The organism is Oceanobacillus limi (genome assembly GCF_900111445.1).
Lineage (GTDB): Bacteria > Bacillota > Bacilli > Bacillales > Amphibacillaceae > Ornithinibacillus > Ornithinibacillus limi.
Map to the genome: position 1 here is coordinate 248,557 of NZ_FOHE01000002.1, position 26,804 is coordinate 275,360.

At 35.1% G+C, this 26,804-nt stretch carries 27 protein-coding genes and 1 riboswitch; of the genes, 2 read left to right on the forward strand and 25 right to left on the reverse strand.

The annotated features are described in order from the left end of the window. Window positions 1-40 precede the first annotated feature (40 nt). The 9 genes from BMX40_RS03595 to prsW all read right to left on the reverse strand — a co-directional run bounded on the left by BMX40_RS03595 (window position 41) and on the right by prsW (window position 8,167). Window positions 41-226: a capping complex subunit for YIEGIA gene (locus BMX40_RS03595; protein WP_090866922.1), complete on the reverse strand. Its 186-nt coding sequence runs from the start codon at window positions 224-226 to the stop codon at window positions 41-43. Further along, the gene (locus tag BMX40_RS03600) at window positions 226-1,116 is read right to left on the reverse strand and encodes a YIEGIA family protein (RefSeq protein ID WP_090866924.1); all 891 of its coding nucleotides are present in this window, start codon (window positions 1,114-1,116) and stop codon (window positions 226-228) included. The genes BMX40_RS03595 and BMX40_RS03600 overlap by 1 nt, the downstream gene beginning before the upstream one ends. Continuing rightward, window positions 1,109-1,714, reverse strand: a complete 606-nt coding sequence (locus BMX40_RS20885; protein ID WP_090866927.1) for a YphA family membrane protein — start codon at window positions 1,712-1,714, stop codon at window positions 1,109-1,111. Before BMX40_RS20885 ends, BMX40_RS03600 begins: the two co-directional genes overlap by 8 nt. 270 nt (window positions 1,715-1,984) lie before the next feature. Then, window positions 1,985-3,118: a 30S ribosomal protein S1 gene (gene rpsA, locus BMX40_RS03610; RefSeq protein WP_090866929.1), complete on the reverse strand. Its 1,134-nt coding sequence runs from the start codon at window positions 3,116-3,118 to the stop codon at window positions 1,985-1,987. Between the two features lie 128 nt (window positions 3,119-3,246). Beyond that, complete coding sequence (gene cmk / locus BMX40_RS03615) at window positions 3,247-3,927, reverse strand: (d)CMP kinase (RefSeq protein ID WP_090867203.1); 681 nt, start codon at window positions 3,925-3,927, stop codon at window positions 3,247-3,249. A 200-nt stretch (window positions 3,928-4,127) separates the two neighbouring features. Beyond that, a complete protein-coding gene (locus BMX40_RS03620; RefSeq protein ID WP_090866932.1) occupies window positions 4,128-4,778 on the reverse strand; it encodes a flagellar brake protein in 651 nt (216 codons plus the stop codon). 101 nt (window positions 4,779-4,879) lie between these two features. Beyond that, window positions 4,880-6,220 (reverse strand): germination protein YpeB, encoded by a 1,341-nt coding sequence (ypeB, locus tag BMX40_RS03625; protein ID WP_090866934.1) that lies wholly within the window; start codon window positions 6,218-6,220, stop codon window positions 4,880-4,882. Window positions 6,221-6,239: 19 nt separating this feature from the next. Further along, complete coding sequence (sleB, locus tag BMX40_RS03630) at window positions 6,240-7,250, reverse strand: spore cortex-lytic enzyme (RefSeq protein ID WP_090866936.1); 1,011 nt, start codon at window positions 7,248-7,250, stop codon at window positions 6,240-6,242. 242 nt (window positions 7,251-7,492) lie between these two features. Then, complete coding sequence (prsW, locus tag BMX40_RS03635; RefSeq protein WP_090866938.1) at window positions 7,493-8,167, reverse strand: glutamic-type intramembrane protease PrsW; 675 nt, start codon at window positions 8,165-8,167, stop codon at window positions 7,493-7,495. A gap of 136 nt (window positions 8,168-8,303) precedes the next feature. Here prsW and BMX40_RS03640 point away from each other — a divergent pair, with 136 nt between their 5' ends. Continuing rightward, entirely contained in the window at window positions 8,304-9,272 is a 969-nt protein-coding gene (locus BMX40_RS03640) for an asparaginase (protein WP_090866939.1), read from the forward strand. Between the two features lie 204 nt (window positions 9,273-9,476). On the opposite strand, the gene BMX40_RS03645 is transcribed toward BMX40_RS03640, so the two are convergent. The 8 genes from BMX40_RS03645 to BMX40_RS03680 form a co-directional block, all read right to left on the reverse strand. Continuing rightward, window positions 9,477-10,451, reverse strand: a complete 975-nt coding sequence (locus tag BMX40_RS03645; protein ID WP_090866941.1) for a YpdA family putative bacillithiol disulfide reductase — start codon at window positions 10,449-10,451, stop codon at window positions 9,477-9,479. Between the two features lie 102 nt (window positions 10,452-10,553). After that, the gene (locus BMX40_RS03650) at window positions 10,554-11,834 is read right to left on the reverse strand and encodes a Glu/Leu/Phe/Val family dehydrogenase (RefSeq protein WP_090866943.1); all 1,281 of its coding nucleotides are present in this window, start codon (window positions 11,832-11,834) and stop codon (window positions 10,554-10,556) included. A gap of 211 nt (window positions 11,835-12,045) precedes the next feature. Beyond that, window positions 12,046-12,627 (reverse strand): genetic competence negative regulator, encoded by a 582-nt coding sequence (locus tag BMX40_RS03655; protein WP_090866945.1) that lies wholly within the window; start codon window positions 12,625-12,627, stop codon window positions 12,046-12,048. 243 nt (window positions 12,628-12,870) lie between these two features. Beyond that, entirely contained in the window at window positions 12,871-13,647 is a 777-nt protein-coding gene (locus BMX40_RS03660; protein ID WP_090866947.1) for a metallophosphoesterase, read from the reverse strand. Between the two features lie 762 nt (window positions 13,648-14,409). Then, window positions 14,410-14,727, reverse strand: a complete 318-nt coding sequence (locus tag BMX40_RS03665; protein ID WP_090866949.1) for a hypothetical protein — start codon at window positions 14,725-14,727, stop codon at window positions 14,410-14,412. Further along, a complete protein-coding gene (locus tag BMX40_RS03670) occupies window positions 14,724-15,308 on the reverse strand; it encodes a CPBP family intramembrane glutamic endopeptidase (RefSeq protein ID WP_090866951.1) in 585 nt (194 codons plus the stop codon). The genes BMX40_RS03665 and BMX40_RS03670 overlap by 4 nt, the downstream gene beginning before the upstream one ends. 1 nt (window position 15,309) lies before the next feature. Next, the gene (locus BMX40_RS03675; protein ID WP_244513334.1) at window positions 15,310-16,845 is read right to left on the reverse strand and encodes a RecQ family ATP-dependent DNA helicase; all 1,536 of its coding nucleotides are present in this window, start codon (window positions 16,843-16,845) and stop codon (window positions 15,310-15,312) included. A 12-nt stretch (window positions 16,846-16,857) separates the two neighbouring features. Continuing rightward, window positions 16,858-17,910 (reverse strand): YpbB family protein, encoded by a 1,053-nt coding sequence (locus BMX40_RS03680; protein ID WP_090866954.1) that lies wholly within the window; start codon window positions 17,908-17,910, stop codon window positions 16,858-16,860. Between the two features lie 127 nt (window positions 17,911-18,037). Between BMX40_RS03680 and BMX40_RS03685 the strand changes: the two genes are divergently transcribed. Then, on the forward strand, window positions 18,038-18,295 hold the full coding sequence (locus BMX40_RS03685) for a ferredoxin (protein ID WP_090866956.1): 258 nt from the start codon (window positions 18,038-18,040) through the stop codon (window positions 18,293-18,295). 36 nt (window positions 18,296-18,331) lie between these two features. Here the strand turns inward: BMX40_RS03685 and BMX40_RS03690 are convergent, their stop codons facing one another. The 8 genes from BMX40_RS03690 to BMX40_RS03725 all read right to left on the reverse strand — a co-directional run bounded on the left by BMX40_RS03690 (window position 18,332) and on the right by BMX40_RS03725 (window position 26,682). Then, window positions 18,332-18,847 (reverse strand): ECF transporter S component, encoded by a 516-nt coding sequence (locus tag BMX40_RS03690; RefSeq protein ID WP_090867205.1) that lies wholly within the window; start codon window positions 18,845-18,847, stop codon window positions 18,332-18,334. 6 nt (window positions 18,848-18,853) lie between these two features. Further along, complete coding sequence (locus BMX40_RS03695; RefSeq protein WP_090866958.1) at window positions 18,854-19,273, reverse strand: DUF4430 domain-containing protein; 420 nt, start codon at window positions 19,271-19,273, stop codon at window positions 18,854-18,856. 154 nt (window positions 19,274-19,427) lie between these two features. Beyond that, a riboswitch (cobalamin riboswitch) is annotated at window positions 19,428-19,608 on the reverse strand. 42 nt (window positions 19,609-19,650) lie between these two features. After that, complete coding sequence (locus tag BMX40_RS03700) at window positions 19,651-21,423, reverse strand: ATP-binding protein (RefSeq protein ID WP_090866960.1); 1,773 nt, start codon at window positions 21,421-21,423, stop codon at window positions 19,651-19,653. Continuing rightward, entirely contained in the window at window positions 21,423-22,139 is a 717-nt protein-coding gene (locus tag BMX40_RS03705; RefSeq protein ID WP_090866962.1) for a response regulator transcription factor, read from the reverse strand. Before BMX40_RS03705 ends, BMX40_RS03700 begins: the two co-directional genes overlap by 1 nt. Before the next feature lie 108 nt (window positions 22,140-22,247). Then, complete coding sequence (gene ccsB, locus BMX40_RS03710; RefSeq protein WP_090866964.1) at window positions 22,248-23,441, reverse strand: c-type cytochrome biogenesis protein CcsB; 1,194 nt, start codon at window positions 23,439-23,441, stop codon at window positions 22,248-22,250. A 20-nt stretch (window positions 23,442-23,461) separates the two neighbouring features. Then, window positions 23,462-25,183 carry a cytochrome c biogenesis protein ResB gene (resB, locus tag BMX40_RS03715; protein ID WP_090866966.1) on the reverse strand — a complete coding sequence of 574 codons (1,722 nt, stop codon included), beginning with the start codon at window positions 25,181-25,183 and terminating at the stop codon, window positions 23,462-23,464. Window positions 25,184-25,257: 74 nt separating this feature from the next. After that, window positions 25,258-25,827 carry a thiol-disulfide oxidoreductase ResA gene (gene resA / locus BMX40_RS03720; RefSeq protein WP_090866967.1) on the reverse strand — a complete coding sequence of 190 codons (570 nt, stop codon included), beginning with the start codon at window positions 25,825-25,827 and terminating at the stop codon, window positions 25,258-25,260. A gap of 117 nt (window positions 25,828-25,944) precedes the next feature. Next, window positions 25,945-26,682, reverse strand: a complete 738-nt coding sequence (locus BMX40_RS03725; RefSeq protein WP_090866969.1) for a pseudouridine synthase — start codon at window positions 26,680-26,682, stop codon at window positions 25,945-25,947. Window positions 26,683-26,804 lie beyond the last annotated feature (122 nt).

A 26,804-nucleotide genomic window follows, 5' to 3' on the forward strand; every position in this document is an offset into this window, starting at 1 on the left:
CACTTTATTCTAGCAAAAGTAAAAGATATTAACAATTGATTTAATGCTTAACGATAATAAATATTTCATCACTAAGTTTGTGTGCGATCCCATCTGTAATCGCTTCTAAGTTAGCGGCCATTTGCTCTAGTTCTTCTGTTTTTTCACAGATAAATATCGGTGCACCACCTGATATCCTTGATTCATTTAATGTTATTACAGCTAATATCGCTTTTTCGATTTCCATTAATTAGCCTCCTTATTATGAACCTTTGATTGAGAAGGCATACGAATTGCATTTTCCAGTACTGGTACAGCACCTATAATCTTTTTTGCTCTTTCTACATCTCTTACCTGTGGAAGTATAAAAATACCAATACGACCATCATCAAGGTCTCGTTTTATTAACGGAGTCAAAGCAGGTGTTCCTGAATCTCGAATGACACCTAATGAAATTGAGATATCATGAAGTATCGCTTGCCTTTGACCCAAGTTCGCAATTGTCGTTATAGAATTCATATTTTTGGGTTTTAATACAAATCCCATCCCATATTTCCGGATTTCTTCTTGTCGTTCTTGTAGACCAATGTTCATAATATAAATATTATCAACATATAGACCAGCTCCATCAAAATGGACGGGGTGATGTTCAATTTCAACAATATCCTTAATGGTTGAACCACTTTGGAGAAATTTCGCTATCAGTAAACTAATGATTGCCCCAACAATTGCAGCATATACATTCCATAATATATAGAATAACGTGCTAACAAATCCAGTGAAAATCACTAAATAATTTCTACTTTCAAATGAAATTGCAATACCCTCGATGTACGTTTTACCTCTTGGAACTAATTCAAATCCGTCAATTTCTGTAAGTGTATTTCTCTCCATATTTCTAACTTCCCTAAACTGCGTCGCAGCCACTGTTAAAAAAGTTACTGCCGTAAATTCCATTTCTAAAATTGCTGGTACCGCCACAGCTCCAAGTGCTGCTGCAATAAATCCCAATGCTACATGGATTACCTTCCCATGTAAGTATGTGGGATATTGGCGATAGTCAGTTCGTAACATTAACATCCTACCTATCGTCCCTGCAATAACACCAAATACTATCGGATAAAGATATTCATTCATTCTGCCACCTCATTGTTCGTTTATAATTTTGTGTCAATAATACAATTTTTCGTTTTAGTAGCTGGATCAAATCTAAACAGATGAGAATAAACAAGATAATGAATAAGCTGTCAAAGAAAACCATTTCACCAACAATGTTGGATATATAATAATTAGATAGCATGTAACTATATAATAGCTCCCCTGCACAAATGCCAATTAATGTTACAGTTATTCTTGAAATAAGTCCCTTAACTAAGAAACAGACCATTACGATACAGATCAAAGGAATCAGGATAAACCGCGGCATAAATAGCCAAACGGGAGCTTGTCCTTCCCAGATCAATATACTAGTATATCCGATCATCAACGTAAATGAACAAAATAGATGATATGTTGTCTTAGGAATTTGAGGGACTAGAAAAAATCCACCTATAATAACACTTAGAAATGTTAAAGATATATCATATTTACTAAAGGTAATGTATACATTGGAGAGGATAATCGAAATTAATATCCATGTAGCGTAATAAGCTCTGTGACTTGTTTTTTTCATAAAAAAAGTCACCATTACCCAAATAATCCAACTTATCCAGTAAAAATACAGTCCATCATTCATGTTCCCACCTACCACTTTCTATTATTACTGTTCCATACTGTTTTTAAACCTGTAAAAAGGAACAAAAGCGCGGTAGGCCAGCTTCACTATCTGTAAAGTGTACTAATGCAGCACTATCGATTAACCCTCGAGCAAGATGGCAGTTTATATGAAACATTCATTCATATAAGACAAAGGGAATATGCATTCATAATTTCCAAGTAAGAAAAAAAAAAGCTTGTATCTTCCACCCAATGAATTGGATGAAAAATACAAGCCCTTAAACTTCTTCTATGATTTAAATTTATTTAGTTTATCTCCAATTAAATCGCCAAATTGAAAGCTAGATTGGTCTTCCTCTTTTTCGTACTGCTTAAATTCTTTTTCCTCTTCTTCTTGCTCAATCTCGCGGATACTTAAGGACATACGTTCTTCTTCTTCGTTCACATCTAGTACTTTTACAGATACACTCTGCCCAACTTCTAATACTTCTTGTGGTGTACCAATGTGGCGATTAGCTATCTGGGATATATGAACAAGACCTTCTACGTTTGGAAGCACTTCAACAAACGCTCCGAAATTAACAAGACGCTTCACAGTACCTTCTACTACCTGTCCTGGTTGAATACGATTTGTAATATTCTCCCAAGGACCTGGTAAAACCTTTTTACGAGATAGTGAAATACGTTCATTATCTCGGTCAACTGCCAACACTTCGACTTTAATCGTATCCCCCTCAGATACGACGTCAGAAGCCTTTTTTACATGCTCATGGGCTAATTGTGATATATGAACTAATCCGTCAATACCACCGAGATCAACAAACACACCAAAGTTTGCTATTCGCTGAACTTTCCCTTCTAATACTTGTCCTACTTCAATCGATTTTAACGCTTTGTCTCGTTTGGCTGTTTCCGCTTCTTCAACAACCGCCCGGTGAGAAAGGATAATTCTGTTTTGTTCTTTGTCCAGATCCACCACTTTTACATCGAGACGTTTATTAACATAATCTGAGAAATCATCTACAAAGTAAGTTTCTACCAAAGAAGCCGGAATAAATCCGCGCAACCCAACATCAGCAACGAGACCGCCTTTTACAACTTCTTTGACTTCTGTTTCAAATACCTCATTATTTTGATACTTTTCTTCTAAATCTTTCCAAGCTTTTTCTGTGTCTACGTCTTTTTTAGAAAGGATAACTTCATCATCATCAACTTTTTTAATAACTAATGAAAGCTCCTCTCCTTCTTTTACCACTTTAGATGAGGATTCAATGTGCAGATTAGTAAGTTCATTCAAAGGCACAATACCTTCCGTTTTAAAACCGATATCAACTAGAACTTGATCCTCTTCTACTTTAACAACTGTTCCTGTTACAACTTCTCCAACTTTTAATTCGGGAAATTCTTTCGTTGATTCACTCATTATGGTTTCCTCCTTAACCTAACACAACTATAAGTGCAAAATTGACTAATCTAAAAAACCTTCTTTTTATAACTTCTAATAATTACAATTATTTGTCAAGTATATTTGATTCATTTGTTTTCGAAATTTCATTTACCGATGACGTCGTATACAGCCTCTAAAATTTTTTGAGCTACTTGATCGATCGTCAAGGATGTCGTATCAATTTCGATTGCATCTTCTGCTTTTAGTAATGGTGCTACTTCTCTTTTGGAATCGATTAAATCTCGTTGCTCAATCTCTTTTTTTAATTCCTCCAAATCCGACGGAAATCCTTTTTGAACATTTTCTTCATAACGACGTTTTGCCCTTTCTTCTACAGAGGCAATTAGAAAGATTTTAACTTCCGCATCAGGTAATACATGGGTTCCAATATCTCTACCATCCATTACAACTCCCCTATAATTTGCTAGGGATTGTTGTCTAGCAACCATTTCTTCTCGTATCGCCTTATGTTTAGCAACATAAGAAACGTTATTCGTAACAATCTGTGATCGTATTTCTAATGTTACATCCTCGCCATCAAGTAGTACTCGTTGTCCTTCATTACTCTGTTTTAGTTCTATTTTCGTATCTTGAAGAAGCTTTGCTAATGATGTTTCATCTTCTAGTGCTAAAGATTGATTTGTTGCCTTTAAGGTAAGGGCACGATACATCGCACCCGTATCGATATATATGTAAGATAATTCGTATGCCACAATTTTAGCTACCGTACTTTTCCCAGCAGCTGCAGGTCCATCTATTGCAATTGCGATCTTTTTCTTGCTCATAAATAATTCCACAATCCTCTCCATGTACAGTTACTTATTTAAAAAACTTGGCTTCCTATGCCAAGCTTTTCCCTATGTAAGGCTGCTAACATCTACTTAAATACAGTTATGCATAGTATAGATTCAGCATCCATATAGGGTTCCTACTAAAATACTCACTAATAATAACATAACCATAAATTTAGGGTCTAATCTAATTATTAATATAATTCCTTTTTACGAAGTTCACGTTGAATTTCAAAACAATATTTAATAATAAATTGTTGTGTTTCTTGGGAAATAGAGATAAATTTCAACGATGCAATATCGGCCTTATTCTTATTCGTTATCACGCGAATAACTTCACCTTCAACAGAGGTATACTTATATTCTCCATTATTCATTGGTAAAACCAACCAAGCGTTAACCTTGTCATTTTCATTCATAGCTTGTCCTTTTGGTAGAATGAATGATAATCCACCTCCACTTATATCTGCTGTTACAGTTGTAAAGGATGGAAACGACTGGTCTACACTATGTATTGCTAAGTCTACTGCTGCATCAACTCGAACATATTGTCTACGTTGAATTCTTTCAATTCTTTCTTTTTCAGGTTTTTCCAATGAAATAGCTGGGACATTCAGTTTTTGTTTTCCCTTTACAACTGTAGGAAAGCGATAGACAGAGTTATCGTCACCTACATACGAAGCAATAAACCTCGTTCCTTTTGGAAAAAATGTTGTTTTCTTTGATTGAATTTGAACTGGGTAATCAATGATCAGTAAATTTTTTTTCTTTTCTATTATTTTACACCGATATTTATCACCGGTATTCTTTGACGCTTCTAGTGTTAAAAATGTACCTATCTTCATATTGCTCCCCCATATATCTTATCCTATTTAACCTAAATCCTTTTATTAATTTCTATTATTACAGAAAATAGAAAAAAGGGAAAGGTATAAACCATTCCCTTTTACATTGCTGCAAAATTAATTTCTTTACCATCCATTCTTTCTACTTTTTCTTCTGTTCCATCCATTGCATTGATAAAGATTCGATACGTGTCGTTACCTAGAATTCCTAAAAATTCATATACAAGTACTTCTTCACCAAGATCATTGTCAATTACAGCAAGAAATTCTTCCTGAATATCAACATTCGTATTTACCATATCCTTGGCTTCTTCCGAGGAAATACCAGGTTCAGGAATATCTCTATCTTGATGGTTCATATAATAATTTCTTGCAGTTACTCCTAAAATATCTCCATTATCCAAACCAACTTTAACCTCAATTGCATCAGAATAAACCCTTACTCCGTTTTGGCTATATAAGAAAGAATATAAGCCGGTATTATTATACTCGGTAGTTTCAAAAATTTCCATGTTTTCGAATTCATGATTTCGCACATAATCTTCAGCAATTTGTTGCCCTTCATTTAAACTTAATTGTTTCTCACCAACTGGTCGATCAACCAATAGTGATAAAGGATGTCCACCTTTTTGTGACATATCCATATAGGCATTTTTTTCCCCATCACGATAAGACAGACTATATAGTGGTATATCTGCACCGTCCCCCGATTCAGTGATCCGAATATTATCTTCATCTTGGACATTAAATAGCTCTTTTCCTTTATCTATCGCTTCATTTTCACTATAGTCATCACCCTGTAAGTTTTGATATTTATGATTATTAGATGAAGTGCCAATTAATGCTGAATTAGCATTGCTTTCGGCAAATCCTTCTACTTTCTTTTCTACGGTTTCAAATCCATCAATAATCGTATTATCCGCTTGTTCATCTTGTGTAGCAAGGGCCATTTCAACATCCATCCAACGCAAGTTATTATCAATTACTTCATGTTGAACTTTTCTTAATTCATCTTTAATATCCGCTGATTGTTCGTATAGATTGTTTAATGTTTCTGTTTCCTCATCAGACAAAGGTTCGTTTTCTAAATCCCTTACAGCAGTACGATACGTAAAATCTCCTATGTTTGATAGAAATTCTTCTGTCTTATTAAATGGCATTAATGTTAATGGTAGTTGGCCAACATCTGATAAAGCCTCCGAAGTTAACCTCCATATCTCTACAAATTGAGGAGACAGACGCTCTTCTGAATTCATTGCTTTTGCTGTACCAATCTTATCATGTAACAGATCAATATGGTAAGAAAGCTCATGAAATGAGCGCTGGTAATTGTTTTCAGCTTGTATTAAAATTGCATTCTTTTCTTGGTGCTCCTGATATCCCCAAACAGCAGTTCCTACTATTCCTACTGATAAAATTGTTATTACTATCCATCGTATCATTAATTACGTCCACACCTTTCTACTTACAGAAAATATGTTTACCAATTCGTTTAATTTGTGGTCTACCCCATATCCATCCAGAAGTTGCTGTATCTGGATTAAAGTAGTAAATAGCATTTCCTGAAGGATCCCATCCATTTATCGCATCTAGAACCGCCTCTCGTGCTTTATCATTTGGTGTTAGCCATATTTGACCATCGGATACTGCTGTAAATGCTCTTGGCTCAAAAATCACTCCAGAAACAGTGTTCGGAAAAGTAGGACTTTCCACACGGTTTAAAATAACTGCTGCAACAGCGACTTGCCCCTCATATGGCTCCCCCCTTGCTTCACCATAAACGGCATTAGCCATTAGGTTAATATCATTTTGGGAGAAACCCTGAGGAACATTAACTGCAGCTGTTGTTCGTCCTTCTTCCTCAGCAGTATCTGCTTCGCCACCTTCGTTCGCAGGACCATCTGCTTCATTTCCGGGATTTTCTTCGTTCGCATTCTGACCTTGCTCTTTGGGGGAAGCATTTTGATCTTGGTTATTATTTTGTTGTTGCTCTTGCTGTTGCTGTTCTTGTTGCTGTTGATTTGGCTGTTGCTGTTCTTGTTGCTGTTGATTTGGCTGCTCTTGTTTCTTTTTAGGTGCCGTTTGCTTCTCTTTACTCATGCCACCATAATGTGTGAAGCGATTTCCCTTTCGAATTTGTTCCTTTACAAACGCATCATCATATTCAGTTGCTCTTTCTAGCATTTCTTTCGTCTTCTCTCCAGCTAAACCGTCTACATTCGTTAATTCAAACTCTTTTTGAAAATTTCGTAATGCCCAATAGGTTCCCCATCCAAATACACCATCAATTTCTCCGTGATAAAAACCTATATATTGTAACCTTGCTTGTAATTCGATTACGTCATCACCAACGGCTCCACGTTGGATAACTTGTTCAGAAAAAGCTTCAACCTGTTTTGGTTGATTCGTAACATGTAATCCTATGGACATAAAACATATAATTATCGTAAATAGGAACATTTTTTTAGTCATAGTAAATCCTCCTGTTGGTCTCATCTAGTAATATGTATTTTTCGATGAAATAGGCTTTTTATACATGTTTTATAAATCCATTTAAAATCCCCTAAAGAAATGGGATCAATCTATAAGTAAAAAGACTAGTAATTCTCAATCACTTTCTTAACAACAGGAGATGAGTTAAAATGAAATTTGGTAATTGAGTAGAATATGTAATGAAAAAAATACACTTGTAATATGTAACTTACAAGTGTATTTCAAGCGTTTTTTCTATCTAATTGTTGGACTGGACGTACTTGAGAATGATGGGCGGTTCGGACTCTACGCAATCCGATAAACCATAGTATAACCATAAATGGGATGATAATCAGGATCGAATTCTTAGGAATTGCTTTTAAAATATAATTATACGTTCCATGTAAGAGAAATGGTATAACTAAAGCTAAAATTATATTCCATCTTACATACCGTGTATTTATTTTTGCTTTGCCAAAATGATATCCCATAATTACTCCAAATAAAGCATGTGATGACACTGGGAACAAAGCCCTAGAAAAAGCATATTCAATGCCATTATTCAATAGGTACAATATGTTTTCCACAGTTGCAAATCCTAAACTAATAGACACAGCATACACAATACCATCATAGTGAGCATCGAACTGTGTATGGTGATAAATAACGTATAAAAAAATAAACCATTTAAAAAACTCTTCCGAAAACCCAACAATGACAAATGATTGCAAAAACGTATTATCAATACCATCTGTTGCAAATGCATATTGAATGAACATGATTGGAAATACAAGTAAACATCCAAAAATAAATGTACGAACAATAAGAGCTAAGGGCTCGGTAATATGATCTTTTAAATAAAAAAATGACAGCAATGCTAACCCCGGTGCTATTCCAGCAGATAATATTGTAAACATAATAGTGGCCAGCCTCTTTCCAATTTGTTACATTAATCGTAACATTAAGCTTTACAATTGAAAATACTATAGTTAATGAATCCTAGAAAACTTTTTACTCTAGGTACTAAATCATGAAGCATAAAGGTGATGAAACATGAAAAACATTTTAATAATACATACTGGTGGTACAATTTCAATGTTAGAAAATAAAGAAACGGGGGAAATACATACTACTAACAAACACCCATTAACAGACTTATCTTTTCATTTTAATCAATATGCTAACATCACAGAACATATCGAATTTTCAATACCATCTCCTCAAATAACACCAGAACATATGTTGGATTTAGCAAAAAAAATTAATGAAGTTCGTTTCGAATACGACGGCATTATCATAACACATGGAACGGATACATTAGAAGAGACAGCATATTTCCTTGATTTAGTTTTGGAGGTTGATATACCCGTTATCCTCACGGGAGCAATGCGATCAAGTAATGAGATTGGTTCAGATGCTCTCTACAATTTAGTTAGTTCTATTCGTGTGGCCATTCATGATGACGCTGCTTCAAAAGGTGTGTTAGTTGTCATGAATGATGAAATTCATGCAGCACGAAATGTTACCAAAACATCAACTAGTAATGTTGCAACATTTCAAAGTCCACCTTATGGACCTATTGGTATCCTTACAAAAGAAACGGTTATATTTCATCATACATTGTTAACACGAAATTCTTATCCAGTAGAAAATATTCGTAAAAATGTTTTCCTTCTGAAAGCATATGCTGGTATGGACGAAAAAATATTAGATGCCATTAGAGAAGGTAAACCAGATGGCCTTGTTGTGGAGGGGTTAGGACAAGGGAATTTACCGAAAGAAACATTACCAGCCTTACAACGCATTCTGGATGCAGATATACCAATTGTTCTCGTTTCCCGTTGTTATCAAGGAATTGTTCAACCAACCTACGGCTATGATGGTGGTGGCAAACAATTAAAAGAGATGGGGCTTATCTTTACCAACGGTTTGACTGGACCCAAAGCACGAATGAAGTTATTAATCGGTCTGGAAACAAAAACAAATAATTCTATTCGCGAAATGTTTGAAGAGGAATATTAATAAATGAAAAATTAATATTTATATGATCCGGTTTATCGTTCAGCTCTATTGATCAAAAAGCCAGTGCCCTGGCTAGAGCCTTTTCCCTTTCTAATCTCCATAAATTCTTATGGGTAGACCTAAAAAGGATTGTTAAATAGAAACTGTATCCTCATTCATGAAGACAACCAATGAGGATACAGTTACCACACACGATCTTGAAGCTTACTTTTCTATTATGGCCTTAGCAATTGAATGTGCATGAAGTCTGCCGTTTTCAATGAATATTTTATTATTATTATAACCTGCAGCTACTACCCCAGCGATATACAAATTATCAACATTTGTTTCATAGGTATCCTCGTTATAATAGGGTTTTCCATTTAATGGATCCACTTCAATGCCACTATCTAATAAAAAATCAACATCTGGTTTATATCCAGTCATTGCAAATACAAAATCATTCTCAATTTCTTTCTCTTTTCCTTCTATCATATAGGTAACATAGCTATTGGTAATTTTTTGAACATGTGCATTAAATTCCATTCGAACAATATCTTTTTTAACTAATGAATCAAAATCAGGCAAAATCCATGGTTTTATACTTTTTGAATATTCTTCTCCACGATATAACACAGTTATGTTTGCACCAGCTTTATGAAGTTCTAAAGCTGCATCGACTGCTGAGTTTTTTCCTCCAATGATTACTACATTTTTATTATGGTAAGGATGCGCCTCCTTAAAATAGTGCATCACTTTCGGTAATTCTTCTCCTTTTACACCCATTTTGTTTGGTTGATCGTAATAACCTGTTGCAATAACAACATTTTCAGCAATATATCCAGTTGTTCCGTTCTTTTCACTTTCGGTCGACAACTTAAATATCTCACCATCTTTTTTGACTTCAGTTACTTTTTCATAGGAGTGTACCCGTAGTTTTTTTCTGTTAGCTACTGATCGATAATATGCTAAAGCTTGATTTCTTACCGGTTTTTGTTTTTCCGTAATAAAAGGTATATCTCCTATTTCTAGCTTTTCACTAGAACTAAAAAAAGTTTGATGGGTTGGGAAGTTATAAATTGTATTTACTAAATTTTCCTTCTCAATAATAAGTGGGTCTATTCCTTTATTTTGTAGTTCGATCGCACAGGACATCCCACATGGTCCCCCACCTACAATAATTACTTTCTCTCTATTCATTCCATGCACTTCCTTTATTCGAAACTGTTACATAAAAAAACTCTTATCTAAACTATACATGATAAGAGTTTTTTCGTCATATATTTAAATTTTTAAATAAATTTACACCCAACCACGGAATCTTGATGCTTCAGCCATTTTTCTTACACCAACGATGTAAGCAGCTAGGCGCATATCTATTCTTCTTGTTTCAGCAGTATGATAAATCGTATTAAATGCTTTTGTCATGGTTGCATGTAGTTTTTCTTCAATTTCTTCCTCTGTCCAGTAAAAGCCTTGATTATTTTGTACCCATTCAAAGTAAGATACTGTTACTCCACCAGCAGATGCTAAAACATCCGGCACCAACAATATTCCTCTTTCGGTGAGGATTTTCGTTGCTTCCATTGTTGTAGGTCCATTAGCTGCTTCAACAACAATACTAGCTTTTATATTGTTTGCATTATGTTCGGTTATTTGATTTTCTACTGCAGCCGGTACGAGTATATCACAATCTAACTCCAATAATTCTTGGTTGCTAATCGTATTATTAAAGAGTTTTGTAACTGTACCAAAACTATCTCTTCGGTCTAATAAGTAGTCTATATCTAAACCATCCGGGTCATGTAACCCACCGTAGGCATCTGAAATACCTACTACTTTGGCTCCTGCATCATGTAAAAACTTAGATAAGAAGCTTCCAGCATTACCAAATCCTTGTACAACTACTCTTGCCCCTTTTACATTAATTCCTTTTTTCTTTGCCGCTTCATTAATAGCGATTGTGACACCTTTTGCAGTTGCAGATTCTCTACCATGTGATCCACCAAGGACTAAAGGCTTCCCTGTGATAAATCCTGGGTTATTAAATTCATCAATACGGCTATATTCATCCATCATCCAAGCCATAATTTGTGAGTTTGTAAAAACATCAGGCGCAGGTATATCCTTTGTGGGTCCTACAATTTGACTAATCGCACGAACATACCCTCTACTTAGTCCCTCCAATTCACGAAAAGACATTTCTCTAGGGTCACAAACGATTCCACCTTTTCCGCCTCCATAAGGAAGATCAACAATACCTGCTTTTAAACTCATCCAAATAGATAAGGCTTTTACTTCCGTTTCTGTGACATCTGGGTGGAACCGGACACCACCTTTTGTGGGCCCAACCGCATCATTATGCTGTGCACGATATCCAGTGAAGATTTTAATCGAACCATCGTCCATTCTAACTGGTATTCTCACAGTCATCATACGAATTGGTTCCTTTAAAAGATCAAAAACTTCATCAGGGTAACCCAATTTCTCCAACGCAGTTTTTACAACAGTTTGTGTTGAATGTAATACATCCATTTTCTTGTTCTTGGTTTCGGTAGAATCTGCTGCTTTATCGGCTACCATGAATTTACCTCCTAAAAAATACCTAATAAATAATTTATTATTGCTGTACTCAGAGATTAGTATACACGTTCAACATAAATATGCAATAAAAATCAATCTAATTTCGTATTATTTTTTTAAAAAATGTAAGCGTTTACTAAACCTACTCGTTAACAGCCCCTGTCCAATCATAATCCACCCCCAAAGTCGGGGTTCATCAAGTCAATGTCTACTATTTACTAAAAATATTCGTGACTCTTTTTACTGCATTCGACTCCATGATTACTTTTCCATATTCTAGTAAACGATAACTTGTTATAATACTAGGTGATGCATATTCAGATAAGATAGCTATGACATCTTCCTTATTATTACTCCCTAACTCACTTTCTTGTAACAACATATAATATCGATCATTCATATGAAATAATCTCCCGTTATGGATGGATAAGGAAAATAAAGCACCAGAGACTTGAATGACATTTTCAAAATCGTTAAATGAGAAAATTAACTCTTTACTCTCATTAAGCGTTACTTTCATTTCAATGAAGTCCTCATCCCAATCTATATTATCAAATTTTTGCGTTACCGTAACATGTAGACCTTGTGCTTGCATTAGATGCACGTTTACAAGAAGTCTTCCTTCTAACTCAAGACCTAGCTCTGAACTAGCCTCATACATCATATCGCTAAATAAATTTCGGACACCTGATGCATCATACCATAAATCCTCTTGTGTGAAACCGCGTTCCACAAGATCATCAAACGTTAAAAAAATAGTAAACTGGTTTGCCGACATTCTTTCTATACGCATACAGCATCCTCCTTTTAAATGACCTATTGATGGTTGCTACGGACACGATATTCATTGCAGGCTAGGCAACTTATAAACATAGGCCATTCTCGATTTATTCATGTGAGGAAAGCTTATCCTTTCCCAACGTGCTAGTACTTTTTCACAAAGGATTTCATTTATTGTTATCTTGTTATAGTATATGCAAATCTGCAAATTGTTGTTTGTTATTTTTAAAAAACGCTTTTATCAGTTAGATTCTTCTTAGACCTTAACATCTTTCTCAATTGTAATCACATGGCACTCCGATTTTGTACCTAGTCTAAAAGGAAGTTTTGTGTATCCATACCCTTCACTAACAAGGACATATGAAGATCGATATTTTTGTAGGTAACCTTTTTCATAGAAGCCTAGTGGTCCAAACCTAATTTGTCCTCCATGTGTATGACCTGCCAAAACCATATGTATTTTATCTTTGGAATTTATATCTAGATGATAAAAGTCACCAGGTCTGTGTGTTAATAAAATTATATATTCACCATTAGCCTTGTTTGAAGCCAATGTGAAATTAGGTTCCTCATAAGGATTATACTCTAGACCGACTAAACTAAGAATAGAATTTTCTTTCATTATATTTATAGAAGAATTCGACAAAATACATACCCCTTCTCCTTCCAATAACTTCACTAACTCATCTATACTAACTTCCAAATCATTATTTCCCCATATAAAGTAAATGGATTCACTCACCCTTTTAAGTTTTCGTATATTTTCCCTCGTTCGACTGAAAGGAACACCTTTTTCTAATAAATCTCCTCCAATTACTACGATATCAATTTCTTGATCGATATCGCGGAGTGTTTCTTCATTTATGCTTCGGCGGTGAATGTCCGAAATAAAAAATATCCGAAATCTCTGGAACGCACGTGGAATTCGCTTATCCTTGATAGTATGATAATTAATTGAATCTTTATGGGCTTTGTAAACCATAAAACTTATCAAAAGAATTAAACTTAGAATCACTAAGAAGATATATACCATCGTTTGTCTCCCTTTTTATAAATTGAATACATCTCCCCATGTTGCATACACCAGATACTTGACGCTTGGGACAAAAGAGTTCTAACCAAAAGGACAATTTAACTTCTTCCCATTTGAATTAGTATGATTTATTATAAGATTCTTCTAAAACTTATATTGCGTGTTATGTATATAATGCGACATTAATTTTGGTTTCACCTAATGAAAATATTGTTAGATAGCCGCTACGACAGAATGCTTCGCTTTCCGCGGATTTCCTGAGCCTAAATATAAAGGAATGAGGTTCCACTCGTCATTAATGAGGATCGTGGTTCCGCTAAATGACAAAAATACCGCCAAAACTTGGTGTATGAGGATCCTTGTTCCTCTATTAGCATCAATCAGTGTGAATTGCACTAAAAATAGGTGAATAAAGGAATGAGGAACCATAACCATGCTCCAAACAACTTATTTCGGCCATTTAGCGGAATAAGGTTCCACCTCGCCATCGCTGAGGTTCGTGGTTCCGCTATTTGGATCCAATGACGGTTAGATGAATCCTACTTCCCCCATTGGCGGATTACGTATTCCACCATCAGCTTCATTTTTGAATACATTTTTAGCTATGACGCATTATACATCTACTGCGAATGAAAATCGAATCTTTATGAATGACAGTTAGTCTTACTATTATTCGCACGTTATGAAAAGTGGAGTGTTTTAGTAATGTCCAACCCCCACTTGTATGTAATACAGAGGGCTATGCTTTCAGGTCTCTTCTTGTTATCGGTTGATGAGATGAAAGATCTCACTACCCCAGATCGATATAGCAACAACGAGAACAATGAACAGCGTTACGAAAACAAGCCGAAGTAAAGGTTTACTAATTTTAAATTGTATTTTGCCCCGCTTATGGTTATGTATGTCTTTTCGAGGTGGTAAATCCAAAATATCTATTTCATATTGATCATCTTTTCTATCTTTTTCATTCTTTTCAGCAGTCAACTCCTGCACAATCGTATCCTCTTTGCCCTGTACTTCTGAAATGAGATTCCGAAGTTGTTCAGCTTGATCATAATTACCATCTCTTTGTTCAGTCATCGAGAACTCCCTCCCCCGTACCTATAACGAATAACTACTCCTAATAAAAAATCAATTAGAAAATGAGTTGTAATTGTAACTAATAAATTCTCTGTTAGTTCGAAAATATAACCGATAAAAAAGCTTAACACCACAATAGAAACGAATAATACTGGTTTATTCAGGTATCTGAAATGAACAACAGCGAAAATCGTACTTGCAAGCATATAGCCAAAGACCGTTTGAAGTACTCCACGAAATAGAAGTTCTTCTGCAACTGCTATAAGGAAAGTCACGTAAATAATTTCAATATACGATAGACTAGAAAAAATTCGTTTATTTATTCCTCCATCATCATAATGCTTACTAGGAAGAGCCTTCACTAAAATGAGATCGATTATTACTACTAAAAATCCAGATAAGATTCCATAATAAATTATTTCTGTCAGATCAAACTCAACATACCGAAACCAATCCGTAAAAGAAGAAAATAAAAATAGGCTCAACAAAAGCGCTAAACCAATAAACAAGATTTGAGATAGGATTAAGGACTTTTTTAAGTCCTTATTAGAAATTTGTTCCATCAACTCGTTTTGTTGCATGTTATTCACCAATTAGTAATAGTTTTCTTAATTTTTCATGCCAATTTTCATGTTCCTTTTCGAATCGTCCTAATTGTTTAGGTTTCCATTCATCAAAAGAAAAACCGCAATTACTACAACATTGATCTATTGGCTCCGAAAATGAGCTTTGAAAGCTAGTATATAACTCTTCACGAAGGCAATCATCTGTATTCATCCAAGTTATCATTTTTCTTAATTTATTTTCTTTCTCAATGGACCGTGTTCTCCTCGTTTGATTTATTTCATTAAATACAGCCTTTGCATCATTAACCCGGTGCCTAATGCAATTATTTTCATCAATCATACCATGTTTCTCTAATTGGTAGTGAATAAAATTCCATTGCGTCTCCCCTAACCCAAGTAATTCTTTTAATTGTTCTACCTCTGACTCTTTCTCCAACGAAAACACGTATTCATTGTGGAACATATGGAATAGAGATTGTAATTGTTGTTCAGAAGGTAGCTCATTTTGAATCATGTTCCATGGGATATATTCATCACTTTTAGCATATAACAACATACTCAAACTAGATTCTCCATCACGACCAGCTCTACCGATTTCCTGAATGAATGCTTCAATTTGTGGGGGAAAATGGTAATGAATAATCAAGCGAATGTTATTTTTGTTGATCCCCATACCAAATGCACTCGTGCAACATATCACATCTAATTGATCATTCATAAACTGCTGTTGGATGGCAATTCGATCCATTTGATCCATCCCTCCATGGTAATACGAAACTCGTAATGAAGATAATCGTTGGGATAATAGACTTGCAATTTGCTCTGTAATTTGTCTACTAGAGAAGTAAATTAATGTTGGAACCTGATACTTTTCAAGAACATTTAGAATCACTTCTATCTTTTCTTGATTGTCACTGACCTCTTTAACCGTTAACATAATATTATTACGGTCCATTGGATGGATATGTTTTGTAAAATTCGGTCGATCTAAAGTACGGATAATGTCTTCTTGAACTACTGATGTTGCTGTAGCACTTAATGCTAACAATGTTGGATTATTAAATTTCCGAATAATCTCTTTTAATTTTAGATAATCCGGTCTAAATTCATGTCCCCATTGCGAAATACAATGGGCCTCATCGATGACAAATAAATCTACTGCTATATTTTGTAATGCTTTCACCAAACTCTCTTGCTGGAGAATTTCTGGTGAAACATATATAAGTTTATATTGATTTAAATTACGGTATATTTTATTTCGCTTCATAGGATCAATAAAACTATTGATCGCAACTACCTCCTTAAAGTTAGAGGCCTTCAACTGCTTTACCTGATCTTCCATTAACGATATTAGCGGAGATACAACAATAGTTACTCCTGGAAGAAGTTTTGCCGGTAATTGATAACAGATGGACTTTCCTGACCCAGTCGGCAACACGCCTAATACATCTTTATTGTTCATTACATCCTGAATGATTTCTTTTTGGCCTGTACGAAAAGACGGATAGTTAAAATGCTTCTTTAATTCGGTTTCTAATTTATAATCTTTCATCATTTTTATCACCTATTTTATTGCAACATCATTTCGAGATAAAACAAGTCTAATTTGGAAATAGCTTATTTGATTATCAAGAGCTTCCTTAATATCCCTCAACTTATAGGAGTTTGTCTTACGAATCGCTGCAATAATCTCACTTTCCGTTTCAGGATCCACATATGCTTCAACCGGAAAGTCAACATTATATAAAGCAATTTCAACAATGTGGTCTTGAATGGTGTTTACTTTTAACCTACGAACTTTTGCTACCTTCTCGATGCTATACCCTTTTTTTAAAAGATCATTTGTCACTTTAGCCGAGTTGGTTATGAAATTTCTTCTTGTTACCCCTTGTAATAAGACTCGTAAAAGTTGAAATTTTTCAGGGGATTTCTCTATATTACTCATAATGAAATGAATGATACCGACCATCAATACTTTCACATCCGCTTCCACCATATTATATTTCTCTGCAAGTTGATGCGTACTCATGCCGTATGTATGATAGCCGGTTAAACGATCGACAAACATCTCAGCTTCATGCCCTTTAAGTTGACTTAGTATAAAATACAGTTCTTCATATAAAATTGGTAGAATTTCTATTCCGTTCGTTTTCGTCCTTCGATACTGCATTTTCACCCAATTCAACGTTTCCTCATTGTCAACTATTGGAATAAAAGACAAGTTGCTCTTTTTACTATTTGTATATGTTTGAATCAAGAGCATTAAACGCTCCATAAACAAATCTACTACACCACTATAAGTGAGCCCTTTATAATAGGTATATGGAATGTCATGCTGATGAATCCATTGCATTCCGGAGTGGGTCAGAAAGAAAAATTCACTTCCTTTGTTCCTAGCAATGATTAACTCCTGACTTTCTAACTTACGGATTTCTCTTTCAAAATCCGCCTTATTTAATGTTGGCGCAATTCCATAAAATCCTTCTACTTGATAGATTCTACTGTCATGAATTGTTTGTATGGATTTTTTTCCTTTTAACAAGTGGTATATTCCATATATGGTACGCTGTCCTTTTATGGAAGCAACGCTCTGCAAAATAATACCGTTTAAATACATTTTTAATAACTCCTGACATTAACAAATGGCATTGTAACCTATACATTCCTAACATGTATGTGTTGAAATGTTTCGTTAAGCGCTATACAATAAATTGAGGGATAATATTAAATAGGAGGCTTTTTCGTTGTCAGCAAAGTTTACGATTGTCGATAAAGATACCTGTATTGCATGTGGTGCGTGTGGCATAACAGCCCCTGATATATTTGATTACGATGACGAAGGCCTTGCTCATGTTGTCATCGATCACAATAAAGGAAATCAGATAATTCCCTCCTCCCTTGAAGATGACGTCCTAGATGCTTTTGAAGGTTGTCCAAGCGACTCTATCAAAATATCAGATACCCCATTTAATGGCGATCCACTTAAATTTGAGGAAGAATAATCTATTTTTATTATAACACAAAAATACCAACTATCATTAGTTGGTATTTTGTAGTTGAAATCTGTTTTTTGCATAATTTTTCAAGAAGTAATTTAGCAAGGGGTAAAACAAAATAATAAAAATTGCGTTGCCAATCGCATGATTCGTATCATACGGTAGCCCGGCTAAATAATAAGGGAGAAATTTTCCTGTTATCTGGTATTGTGTTAACGAAATAATAAAGCCATAAAAATAACCACTTACAATTGACATAAACACAATCCAGTATAATGGGATTTCGTTAAACCATTTCCCTATTACTCCACAAAGCGCACCAATTACGGCCCAAGATATTACTTGCCAAATTGTCCAAATCCCCATTCCTAACAAAATATTTGATAAAAACGTGCTAACAAGGGCAAGTAATATTGCTGCAAATGGACCTAATACTAACCCACAAATAATAACCATTGCTGTTACAGGTTGAACGCTTGGTATAAACGACAACGCAAAACGACCAATAACTGCAATCGCTGCTAGTAAAGCTAATAAGGTTAATTTATAAATGTTCACTACCACTTACCACGCTTGCAAATCAAAATTAATTTCTTCACCTGGTGTTAATTCATATTCATCTGCACCCACAGAAGCCATCTCGTCATTTACGAAATACATCCAAGCCTTTTCCTCTCCTTCTTCTGGTGCTATACCATCTATTGAATGAATGAATCCACCTTCTTCTTCAATATCATAATTTTCTTTCATGACATCCATCAATATATCGCCTTCTTCAATAGCAATCGATTCATTAGAAATAACTTCTTCCCCTTCATCCGTTGAAATGACAATAGTTATCGCCTCTTCTACCTCTGCGGAGTTACTTGAATTTTGGTTCGTATTGTTTGAAGATTCCTCCTGTTTAGGAGTATCACTGCCACACCCCGTAACAATACCTACTACCAATAATAACGTAAAGAACTGCATAAAAAATCTTTTCATTTGTTGTCCTCCTCTTTATAAACTTGAGGATTAAAGCACTAATCAAAAAAAGCTAACTCAACGATAGAGTTAGCTAGACAAACGAAACTAAGACATAAATCTTTTATTATTTTATGTTGTTCGGTTGTCTCAATAGTCCTATCCTCGGGATCATTGACACATCTAGAAATCGGCAGGTCTACTGGCTTGTGATTACATCCTACTCTAAGCCCTTCCCATATGAATAACCATATAGTGGTATCGCTTATTTCGTAAATCACTTACAGTTGCGAGGACAGCTCCAGATTCTCACTGGATTCCCTATTAAGTAATACACCAAATTCTATCATTGTATTCAATTCTAATATAATCATACCACAAATTAACATGAATATAAATTATTGAAACGATTCATCATTATTTGGCAAGCGAAAAAGAAATGTTGTACCTACACCTAACTTACTATTTACAATTATGGATCCGCGATGGGCATCGATAATATTTTTCGCAATAGCTAACCCAAGTCCCGTACCCTTTTGTTTTTTGTTTCTAGTGCGGGATTTATCTGCCTTATAAAATCTCTCAAATACAAAAGGTAAATCCTCTTCTGGAATTCCACTCCCACTATCTTCCACAGATACACTAAATTCTTCTTTCGTATTTTCTACCGTTACTTTCACATAGCCACTTTCCTCAGTGTGACGTATTGCGTTATCAATTAGATTAGTAAAAACTTGTTCGACACGATCAGGATCACATGACAATGTGTGATGAAGGATACTCTGGTGGAGTACTAATTGTACTTTATTTTCTTCTGCAACTCCTTTAAATTTCCGAATAATCCGATTCACATACGGTTCTACTTCAATGGTCGTTTTATTTAATTGAATATGTCCTGCCTCCATACGAGCGAGGTCAAGTAATTCATTCACTAAGCGACTTAGCCGTAAGGATTCTTCATATATGATTTGTGCCAATTCATTCTTTTCTTCCTTACTTTCAGCTATATCATCAACAATTGCTTCACTATAGCCTTGAAGCATTGATATGGGTGTTCTCAATTCATGAGATACATTGGCAATAAAATCTTTCCTTAGCTTATCAAGGCGACGTTCTTCTGTCATATCTCGAATTACAGCAACTGCCCCTCTTACATAGGATTGATCATATAAAGGAGTCATAATCATGACATAACTTCTTCCTTGAAGACTAATTTCTTCTAAAACTTCTCTTTCTCCTTGAATAACCTCCTGCAAAATATTATTTAATTCACTAGGAAGCATTCGATCTTTTCCATTTGGTACATTCTTTTCAAAGTACCAATCTTCTAAAAACCGTTCTGCAGGAGGATTTATTACTAACATTTCCCCACTTCTGCTAAGTGTTACAACACCATCTGCCATCGAACTAACAATACTCGATAACTGTTCCTTCTCTTGCCTCAAGGCATTGATATGAAATTTTAATTGTCGACCCATCCGATTAAAGGACATCGCCAACTCTCCAATTTCATCATATGTTAAGATTGGAACCTTCGTATTAAACTCCCCTCGAGTTAAATCTAATGCAGCTTCACGCATTTTTATTAGCGGGGATGTAATTCGCGTCGATAAGAAAAATGCAAAAATTGTTGTAAGCACAATGGCAATTCCTGCAGCCAAAAAAATAATTTTAGTCGTTTCAGCTTTTGTTTGATCTACTACTTCTAAGGATTGGTAGACAAAAACAGCAGCATTTAACGTTTCAATAGGAGTCCCAACAACAATGGCTCCTTGTTCGCTTTTAGGTACATCTATTAATTCTCGTATGTCTTGCTTATTCGTTACAACCTGTTGTAAATACCCCTCTTCACGTAACCAATTTTCGTTTAGGCTTTTAAATATCGTTTCATTACTAGATGAAAACCACAAAGTATCATCTGGAAACAAAATAACTACTTTACTAGCAGGGTCCTTAACCCGTTCTGTAGTCTCATGGACAAGCGATTTATCTTCATGGTTTTCAACCATTACGGAAACCTTGGTAGCAGTTTGTAACATATCTTCTTCCGCTTCTTGGATATGAAAGTTCTCAAAAAACTCAAGTAATAAAATCGTTAATATAAATAATACAAAAGAAACTAGCAATAGTATGGTTATTGCTAGTTTTCCAACTACACTACGCCAAAACATTAGGCATCATCTACCTCAAATTTATATCCAACACCCCATACAGTTACAATCATTTTTGCAGCTTCTTTTGATACATTATTTAATTTCTCCCGAAGTCGCTTAACATGAGTATCTACGGTGCGTAAATCACCAAAAAATTCATACTGCCATACTTCCTTCAACAAATGCTCTCGATTAAACACCTTATCAGGTGCTTCGGCCAGGAAACATAGGAGTTCATATTCCTTGGGTGTTAAACTTACCTCTTTCCCTTCAGCTGTAACTCGATGAGCGTCGTGATCAATGGTTAAATGAGGAAATACGAGCAAATTTCTTGCTTGTGTATCCGTATCCTTATAAGAAGATGCAGTAGATCTTCTAAGAATTGCCTTCACACGTAAAACAACTTCCCTTGGGCTAAAAGGCTTTACAATATAGTCATCTGTTCCAACTTCAAAGCCTTGTACTCGGTTCGCTTCTTCCCCTTTTGCTGTTAGCATAATTACTGGAGTATCTTTTTCTTTTCGTAGTTCTTGACATACTTCAATACCATCCATCTCAGGCATCATAATATCAAGTAAAATGACATCGTAATCATTATTTAGTGCTAATTCTAAAGCGTCTGTACCATTAGAAGCTTCTTCTATGGTAAAGTCTTCCCGTTCTAAATACATTCGAATTAATCGACGAATTCTTTCTTCATCATCTACAACCAAAATTTTGGCATTCGTATCCATACAAGATCCCCCCTTTAAGACATCCTAGCTATATTATAAATCAAAATACGACATGTGTATAAGAAAAACACGACATCATTAACTAAAAAGATGTCATGTTTCATTCTATTATGCATATGAATGGAGACCAGCTAAAATTAAGTTTACTGCAATTAAATTAAACATGATAATTGCAAATCCTCCTACAGCTAACCAAGCTGATTTCTCACCATGCCACCCACGAGAAAGTCGCAAATGCAGGAAGGCTGCATAGAAAAACCATGTAATTAAGGCCCACACTTCTTTGGGATCCCATCCCCAGAATCTACCCCAAGCCTCTTGAGCCCAAATCGCTGCAAAAATTAATCCCCCTAATGTAAAAACAGGAAACCCAATCGCAACGGAGCGGTACGTAATCTCATCTAATAGGTCTAATTTGGAATTATTCAATATTGGTTGAAGTGCTGCACCAATTCTTTTTCTTAAAAATAACCGAAGTAATCCATAGAGAATCGTACCTGAAATAAACGACCAAAGTAATGTATTGAACTTTCTTCCAGCATCTGCACCGTGCATCCAAGCTGGCGCTTCAAACAATGGCTCCATGACATTTTCCGAAACTAGTTGGCCACCATTTGGCGCAGCAATCGCAGGTAAATGATACTCTGTTTCAACTGCCTTATTTCTCTCCGTATATTCAAATGTAGCTTGGTAATCCATTAAATTAAATATTGTAGTCACAATAACAAATCCAACAAATAAAATTAAAGAATATAAAACAACTTCTAGCCATGTTGTCCGTTTACTAGGAACGGATTGATCGATCTTCTTAATTAAATAGATCACACCAGTAACAAAACTGATAGCTAATATTCCTTGTCCTAACGAAACAGTCGTTACATGAATATATAGCCAGTGGCTTTTCAATGATGGAACTAAGGGTGCTATTTCTGTCGGGAACATACTCGCATAAGCAATAATAATTAATGCCGTTGGTAATGCAAATAACCCCAACACACTAACCCTGTAAATAAAATAAATGATAATGAACGCTAGCACGATCGTCATGCCGAAGAATGTCATAAATTCAAACAAATTACTTACTGGCGCATGACCACTTGCCACCCATCTCGTTATGAAATAAACAACTTGTGCAACAAATCCAACTATAGTTACAATTATTCCAATGTTTGCAGCAATACTTCTTTTATTCGAACTTGAATGTTTTTCTCTTATTGTGAATCCAAAGAAGAACGTTGCAACTAAATATAGTATGAACGCCGAATATAGCATTGTGCTACTAAGGCTTAATAAACTTCCCATGTTAAATCCTCCTTTATCAACTACTCGTCCAACTCTTGCTGATCATTAACCATTTTAACATTTGTGTTTTCAATTGCTTTTTCTATATCTTTTTTAATTGCAAACCAGTTTTTGTTTGTGTGAGCAGCAAGTAAAACACCATTTTCAGTAGGTTGTATCCAAATTCTACGATGCTGCCAATACATGCCTTGAATAACACCTATCATAAATATAAGTGCTCCAACTCCAAAGAATGGTAGTGAGTGATCCTTACGAATGGAAATGCCACTTACTCTTTGAAAATCAATGTCCTTTATCACGATTTGATAATCATTTTCCCCTGTTGGATCTAGACTCGTTGCAAATTTACCAATCACTTTAGACATTGGACTCAACTCAACAGATTCTGTATCAATACCAATAGCTTCAGCAGCACCTTTAATGTCACCTACAAAACTAGTTTCATATTCCTCCATGTTAGGAGGGAATAAATTAAAAATAAAGGTAGGGTTTCTTGGGTATTGCGTTTCGGTTTTAGGTTCTCCAGTATTATCCAGATAATAATCAGGGAAATAATCCGCCAATGAGACAGTAAAGCCATTCTCTAGTTCATACTCTGACTTCGGATCATTTAAATCAATGGAGAATTCTCCTAAATCTTCTCCCTCTAAATTATCTTTTTCATGTATTGTAAAGGTCATTTGATTGACTTCATTTAGCTGATAACCAGATTGATACAGCTTATAACCATCGACTTCTAATGGGTGGTTCATCCGTATTTCATCTTCAGCAACTTTAACTAGTTCACTGTCAGAACCAACTAAAGCACCTTCCTTTGCCTTATAAACAATGGCATTTGTTTGGAAATTACTCGGAACAACACCTTGCTTTTGAATCGCATCCTTAAACCGTTCGTCATTTTCATCATATATATCTAAAATAAATGCTTCATTTTCAATATAGTACTCACTTTTTGTCCCTGGAATTACGGTTTGCTCCCCTTCACTAACCCACACATACTCATTAGTATAGAATACAGGCGTAGTTCGAAGTAAAGCGGCTAATAGAATAATAATTAAGCCGATATGGTTAACATAAGGTCCCCACCGGGAAAATCTTCCTTTTTCTGCTAAAACATGGCCGTTTTCTTCTGTAATCTTATACCTTTGAGCTTTTAATTTTTTGATAACTTCTTCCTTTTCAGTAGCAGTTACCTCAACCGTTTCACTAAATAAGCGTTGACGACTTAGGAATGAATAATGACGTTTTGCTTTTTGTCTTTTTAAAGCTCTATATAATGGCACAAAACGGTCTAGACTACATATTACTAACGATACACCAATTAACGCTATTAAAATCAAGTACCACCATGAGCTAAATAGATTATGAAAGCCTAATTGATAGTACACCCGACCAAAAATACCATACGTTTCAGGGTAATATACAGCCGGATCACGGGAAATGGCATCCGCAGGTATGTATTGTTGTTGTGGAAATATTGTTCCCACAGCAGAAGCAATAAGTGCTATCACGATAAGCCATACACCAACTTTAACCGAGGAAAAGAAACTCCAAATTTTATCAATAATGGTTTTATTATAAGTTTGTGACCTTCGTGCAGTACCATCATACCGCATATTTAACAATTTCTTTTGGTCATTTCCATCAATGTGTTGGTTTCCTGCAATCGGCTTGCCACATGATTCACAAAGTACAGTACCCTCAGGATTAACGTGGCCACAATCACATTTTATATTTTTCATTTAAATCCCTCACTGCTTCGTTAATTCGTTTAGTTACGATCCTTCCTATGTAAAAGATATGAAAACCAACCAATCTACGGAACGATATCATTTAGATGGCCTTCTAATCTCTCTAGTGTCAATCCACCTTCAATTTTTTCAACAATCTCACCTTCTGGATTAATAAAGAATGTTGTTGGCATCGGACCAATCTTATACAGATCCGAAACAACGCCTTTATTATCATATGGAATTGGAAATGTTAAACCGTATTTATCTACGAACTTTTCAACATTAAGTCTTGTATCATTTAAATCAACTGCAATTATTTCTATTCCTTTTTCTTTATACTCAGGATATAACTCCTGCATATAAGGCATTTCCGCTTCACATGGTCCACACCAAGTTCCCCAAAAATTAAGCATAATACCCTTTCCTTCATAATCACTTAAGCGAATGGTTTCCACTTCGTTATTATGATTAATCTGTTCTAATTTAAAATCAGGAGCCTGATCACCTACACGATAAATTGTATTATCTTTATCTAGATTAGAAACTACTGCATAAATAATAGCAAGAAATAATACTGCAAGTATGGTCGTTCTAAAAATTAGGCGATTTCGCTTTTTCTTTCTTTTTTGAGATTTTCTCTCTTCTAAACCCATGCACATCACTCCTTGCTTCAGTATATCACTTTGACAACGTTGCAAATATGTCTATAATTTAACAATTTACATTTATCCATAATATTTGGGTGGGAGATATCCCACCCAATGCTATATTCAAGCATTATTCGTTGCAAGGGCACGCATTTGCTTCACTTCTTTTGGAGAAAGTGGGCGAACGTCTCCAGCATTCATCCCTTCTAAAGTTAACAGCCCATATCGTTCCCTTTTCAGTTTCGTAACGGGATATCCTAATTGATCCATCATTCTTCTGACATGTCTATTTTTCCCTTCTTTTAACGTCAGTTCTAAGATCATGGTGTTTTTCTGTCGATCAGTTGAGATGACTTTATAACGTATTACCTTCAAGACATCCCCTTTATCTTTCACACCTTTAAGTAATTTTTTCAAATCCTCCTTACTAGGTATTCCCTTGATTTTTGCAACATAAATTTTTTCCACTCCATGTTTTGGATGCATTAATAAATTGGCAAACTCTCCGTCATTCGTCATTAATAACAAGCCTGAAGAATCATAGTCTAATCTTCCCACTGGAAAAATTCGTTCTGTTACTTCCGGAAAGAAGTCGGTAACAACTTTTCTACCTTTATCATCGCTAACACTAGAGATCACTCCTCGCGGTTTATATAACAAGTAATAAACCGGTAACTCCTTTTCTAATTGAACACCATTTACTTCAATTTTATCATTTGGAGAGACCTTCGTACCTAGCTCTGTAACAACCTTATCATTAACTTTAACTTGTCCTTCTTCAATTAAACGTTCTGCTTTCCGTCTTGAAGTTACTCCACTTTGTGCAATTACCTTTTGTAATCTTTCTAATGAATTTGTCATCCTATCACCAAACTATCTTCAAATTTTATTGTTACTATTACCTTACATAGAATCGCCTTAACGTAATGTTAACGATAATACTTATAAATCAAGCATGTTAGGTCTTTTGTATATGCCTTGTG

Coding starts and splice junctions, on each gene's coding strand:
- BMX40_RS03640 (WP_090866939.1), top strand. CDS start 8,304: ATGAAAAACATTTTAATAATACATACTGGTGGTACAATTTCAATGTTA.
- BMX40_RS03705 (WP_090866962.1), bottom strand. CDS start 22,139: ATGGATACGAATGCCAAAATTTTGGTTGTAGATGATGAAGAAAGAATT.
- BMX40_RS03725 (WP_090866969.1), bottom strand. CDS start 26,682: ATGACAAATTCATTAGAAAGATTACAAAAGGTAATTGCACAAAGTGGA.
- ypeB (WP_090866934.1), bottom strand. CDS start 6,220: ATGATACGATGGATAGTAATAACAATTTTATCAGTAGGAATAGTAGGA.
- BMX40_RS03675 (WP_244513334.1), bottom strand. CDS start 16,845: ATGAAAGATTATAAATTAGAAACCGAATTAAAGAAGCATTTTAACTAT.
- resB (WP_090866966.1), bottom strand. CDS start 25,183: ATGAAAAATATAAAATGTGATTGTGGCCACGTTAATCCTGAGGGTACT.
- BMX40_RS03655 (WP_090866945.1), bottom strand. CDS start 12,627: ATGCGTATAGAAAGAATGTCGGCAAACCAGTTTACTATTTTTTTAACG.
- rpsA (WP_090866929.1), bottom strand. CDS start 3,118: ATGAGTGAATCAACGAAAGAATTTCCCGAATTAAAAGTTGGAGAAGTT.
- sleB (WP_090866936.1), bottom strand. CDS start 7,250: ATGACTAAAAAAATGTTCCTATTTACGATAATTATATGTTTTATGTCC.
- BMX40_RS03650 (WP_090866943.1), bottom strand. CDS start 11,834: ATGGTAGCCGATAAAGCAGCAGATTCTACCGAAACCAAGAACAAGAAA.
- ccsB (WP_090866964.1), bottom strand. CDS start 23,441: ATGGGAAGTTTATTAAGCCTTAGTAGCACAATGCTATATTCGGCGTTC.
- BMX40_RS20885 (WP_090866927.1), bottom strand. CDS start 1,714: ATGAATGATGGACTGTATTTTTACTGGATAAGTTGGATTATTTGGGTA.
- BMX40_RS03620 (WP_090866932.1), bottom strand. CDS start 4,778: ATGAAGATAGGTACATTTTTAACACTAGAAGCGTCAAAGAATACCGGT.
- prsW (WP_090866938.1), bottom strand. CDS start 8,167: ATGTTTACAATATTATCTGCTGGAATAGCACCGGGGTTAGCATTGCTG.
- BMX40_RS03595 (WP_090866922.1), bottom strand. CDS start 226: ATGGAAATCGAAAAAGCGATATTAGCTGTAATAACATTAAATGAATCA.
- resA (WP_090866967.1), bottom strand. CDS start 25,827: ATGGGTTTAGAAGAGAGAAAATCTCAAAAAAGAAAGAAAAAGCGAAAT.
- BMX40_RS03660 (WP_090866947.1), bottom strand. CDS start 13,647: ATGGTATATATCTTCTTAGTGATTCTAAGTTTAATTCTTTTGATAAGT.
- BMX40_RS03645 (WP_090866941.1), bottom strand. CDS start 10,451: ATGAATAGAGAGAAAGTAATTATTGTAGGTGGGGGACCATGTGGGATG.
- cmk (WP_090867203.1), bottom strand. CDS start 3,927: ATGAGCAAGAAAAAGATCGCAATTGCAATAGATGGACCTGCAGCTGCT.
- BMX40_RS03600 (WP_090866924.1), bottom strand. CDS start 1,116: ATGAATGAATATCTTTATCCGATAGTATTTGGTGTTATTGCAGGGACG.
- BMX40_RS03700 (WP_090866960.1), bottom strand. CDS start 21,423: ATGTTTTGGCGTAGTGTAGTTGGAAAACTAGCAATAACCATACTATTG.
- BMX40_RS03670 (WP_090866951.1), bottom strand. CDS start 15,308: ATGCAACAAAACGAGTTGATGGAACAAATTTCTAATAAGGACTTAAAA.
- BMX40_RS03695 (WP_090866958.1), bottom strand. CDS start 19,273: ATGAAAAGATTTTTTATGCAGTTCTTTACGTTATTATTGGTAGTAGGT.
- BMX40_RS03665 (WP_090866949.1), bottom strand. CDS start 14,727: ATGACTGAACAAAGAGATGGTAATTATGATCAAGCTGAACAACTTCGG.
- BMX40_RS03680 (WP_090866954.1), bottom strand. CDS start 17,910: ATGTATTTAAACGGTATTATTTTGCAGAGCGTTGCTTCCATAAAAGGA.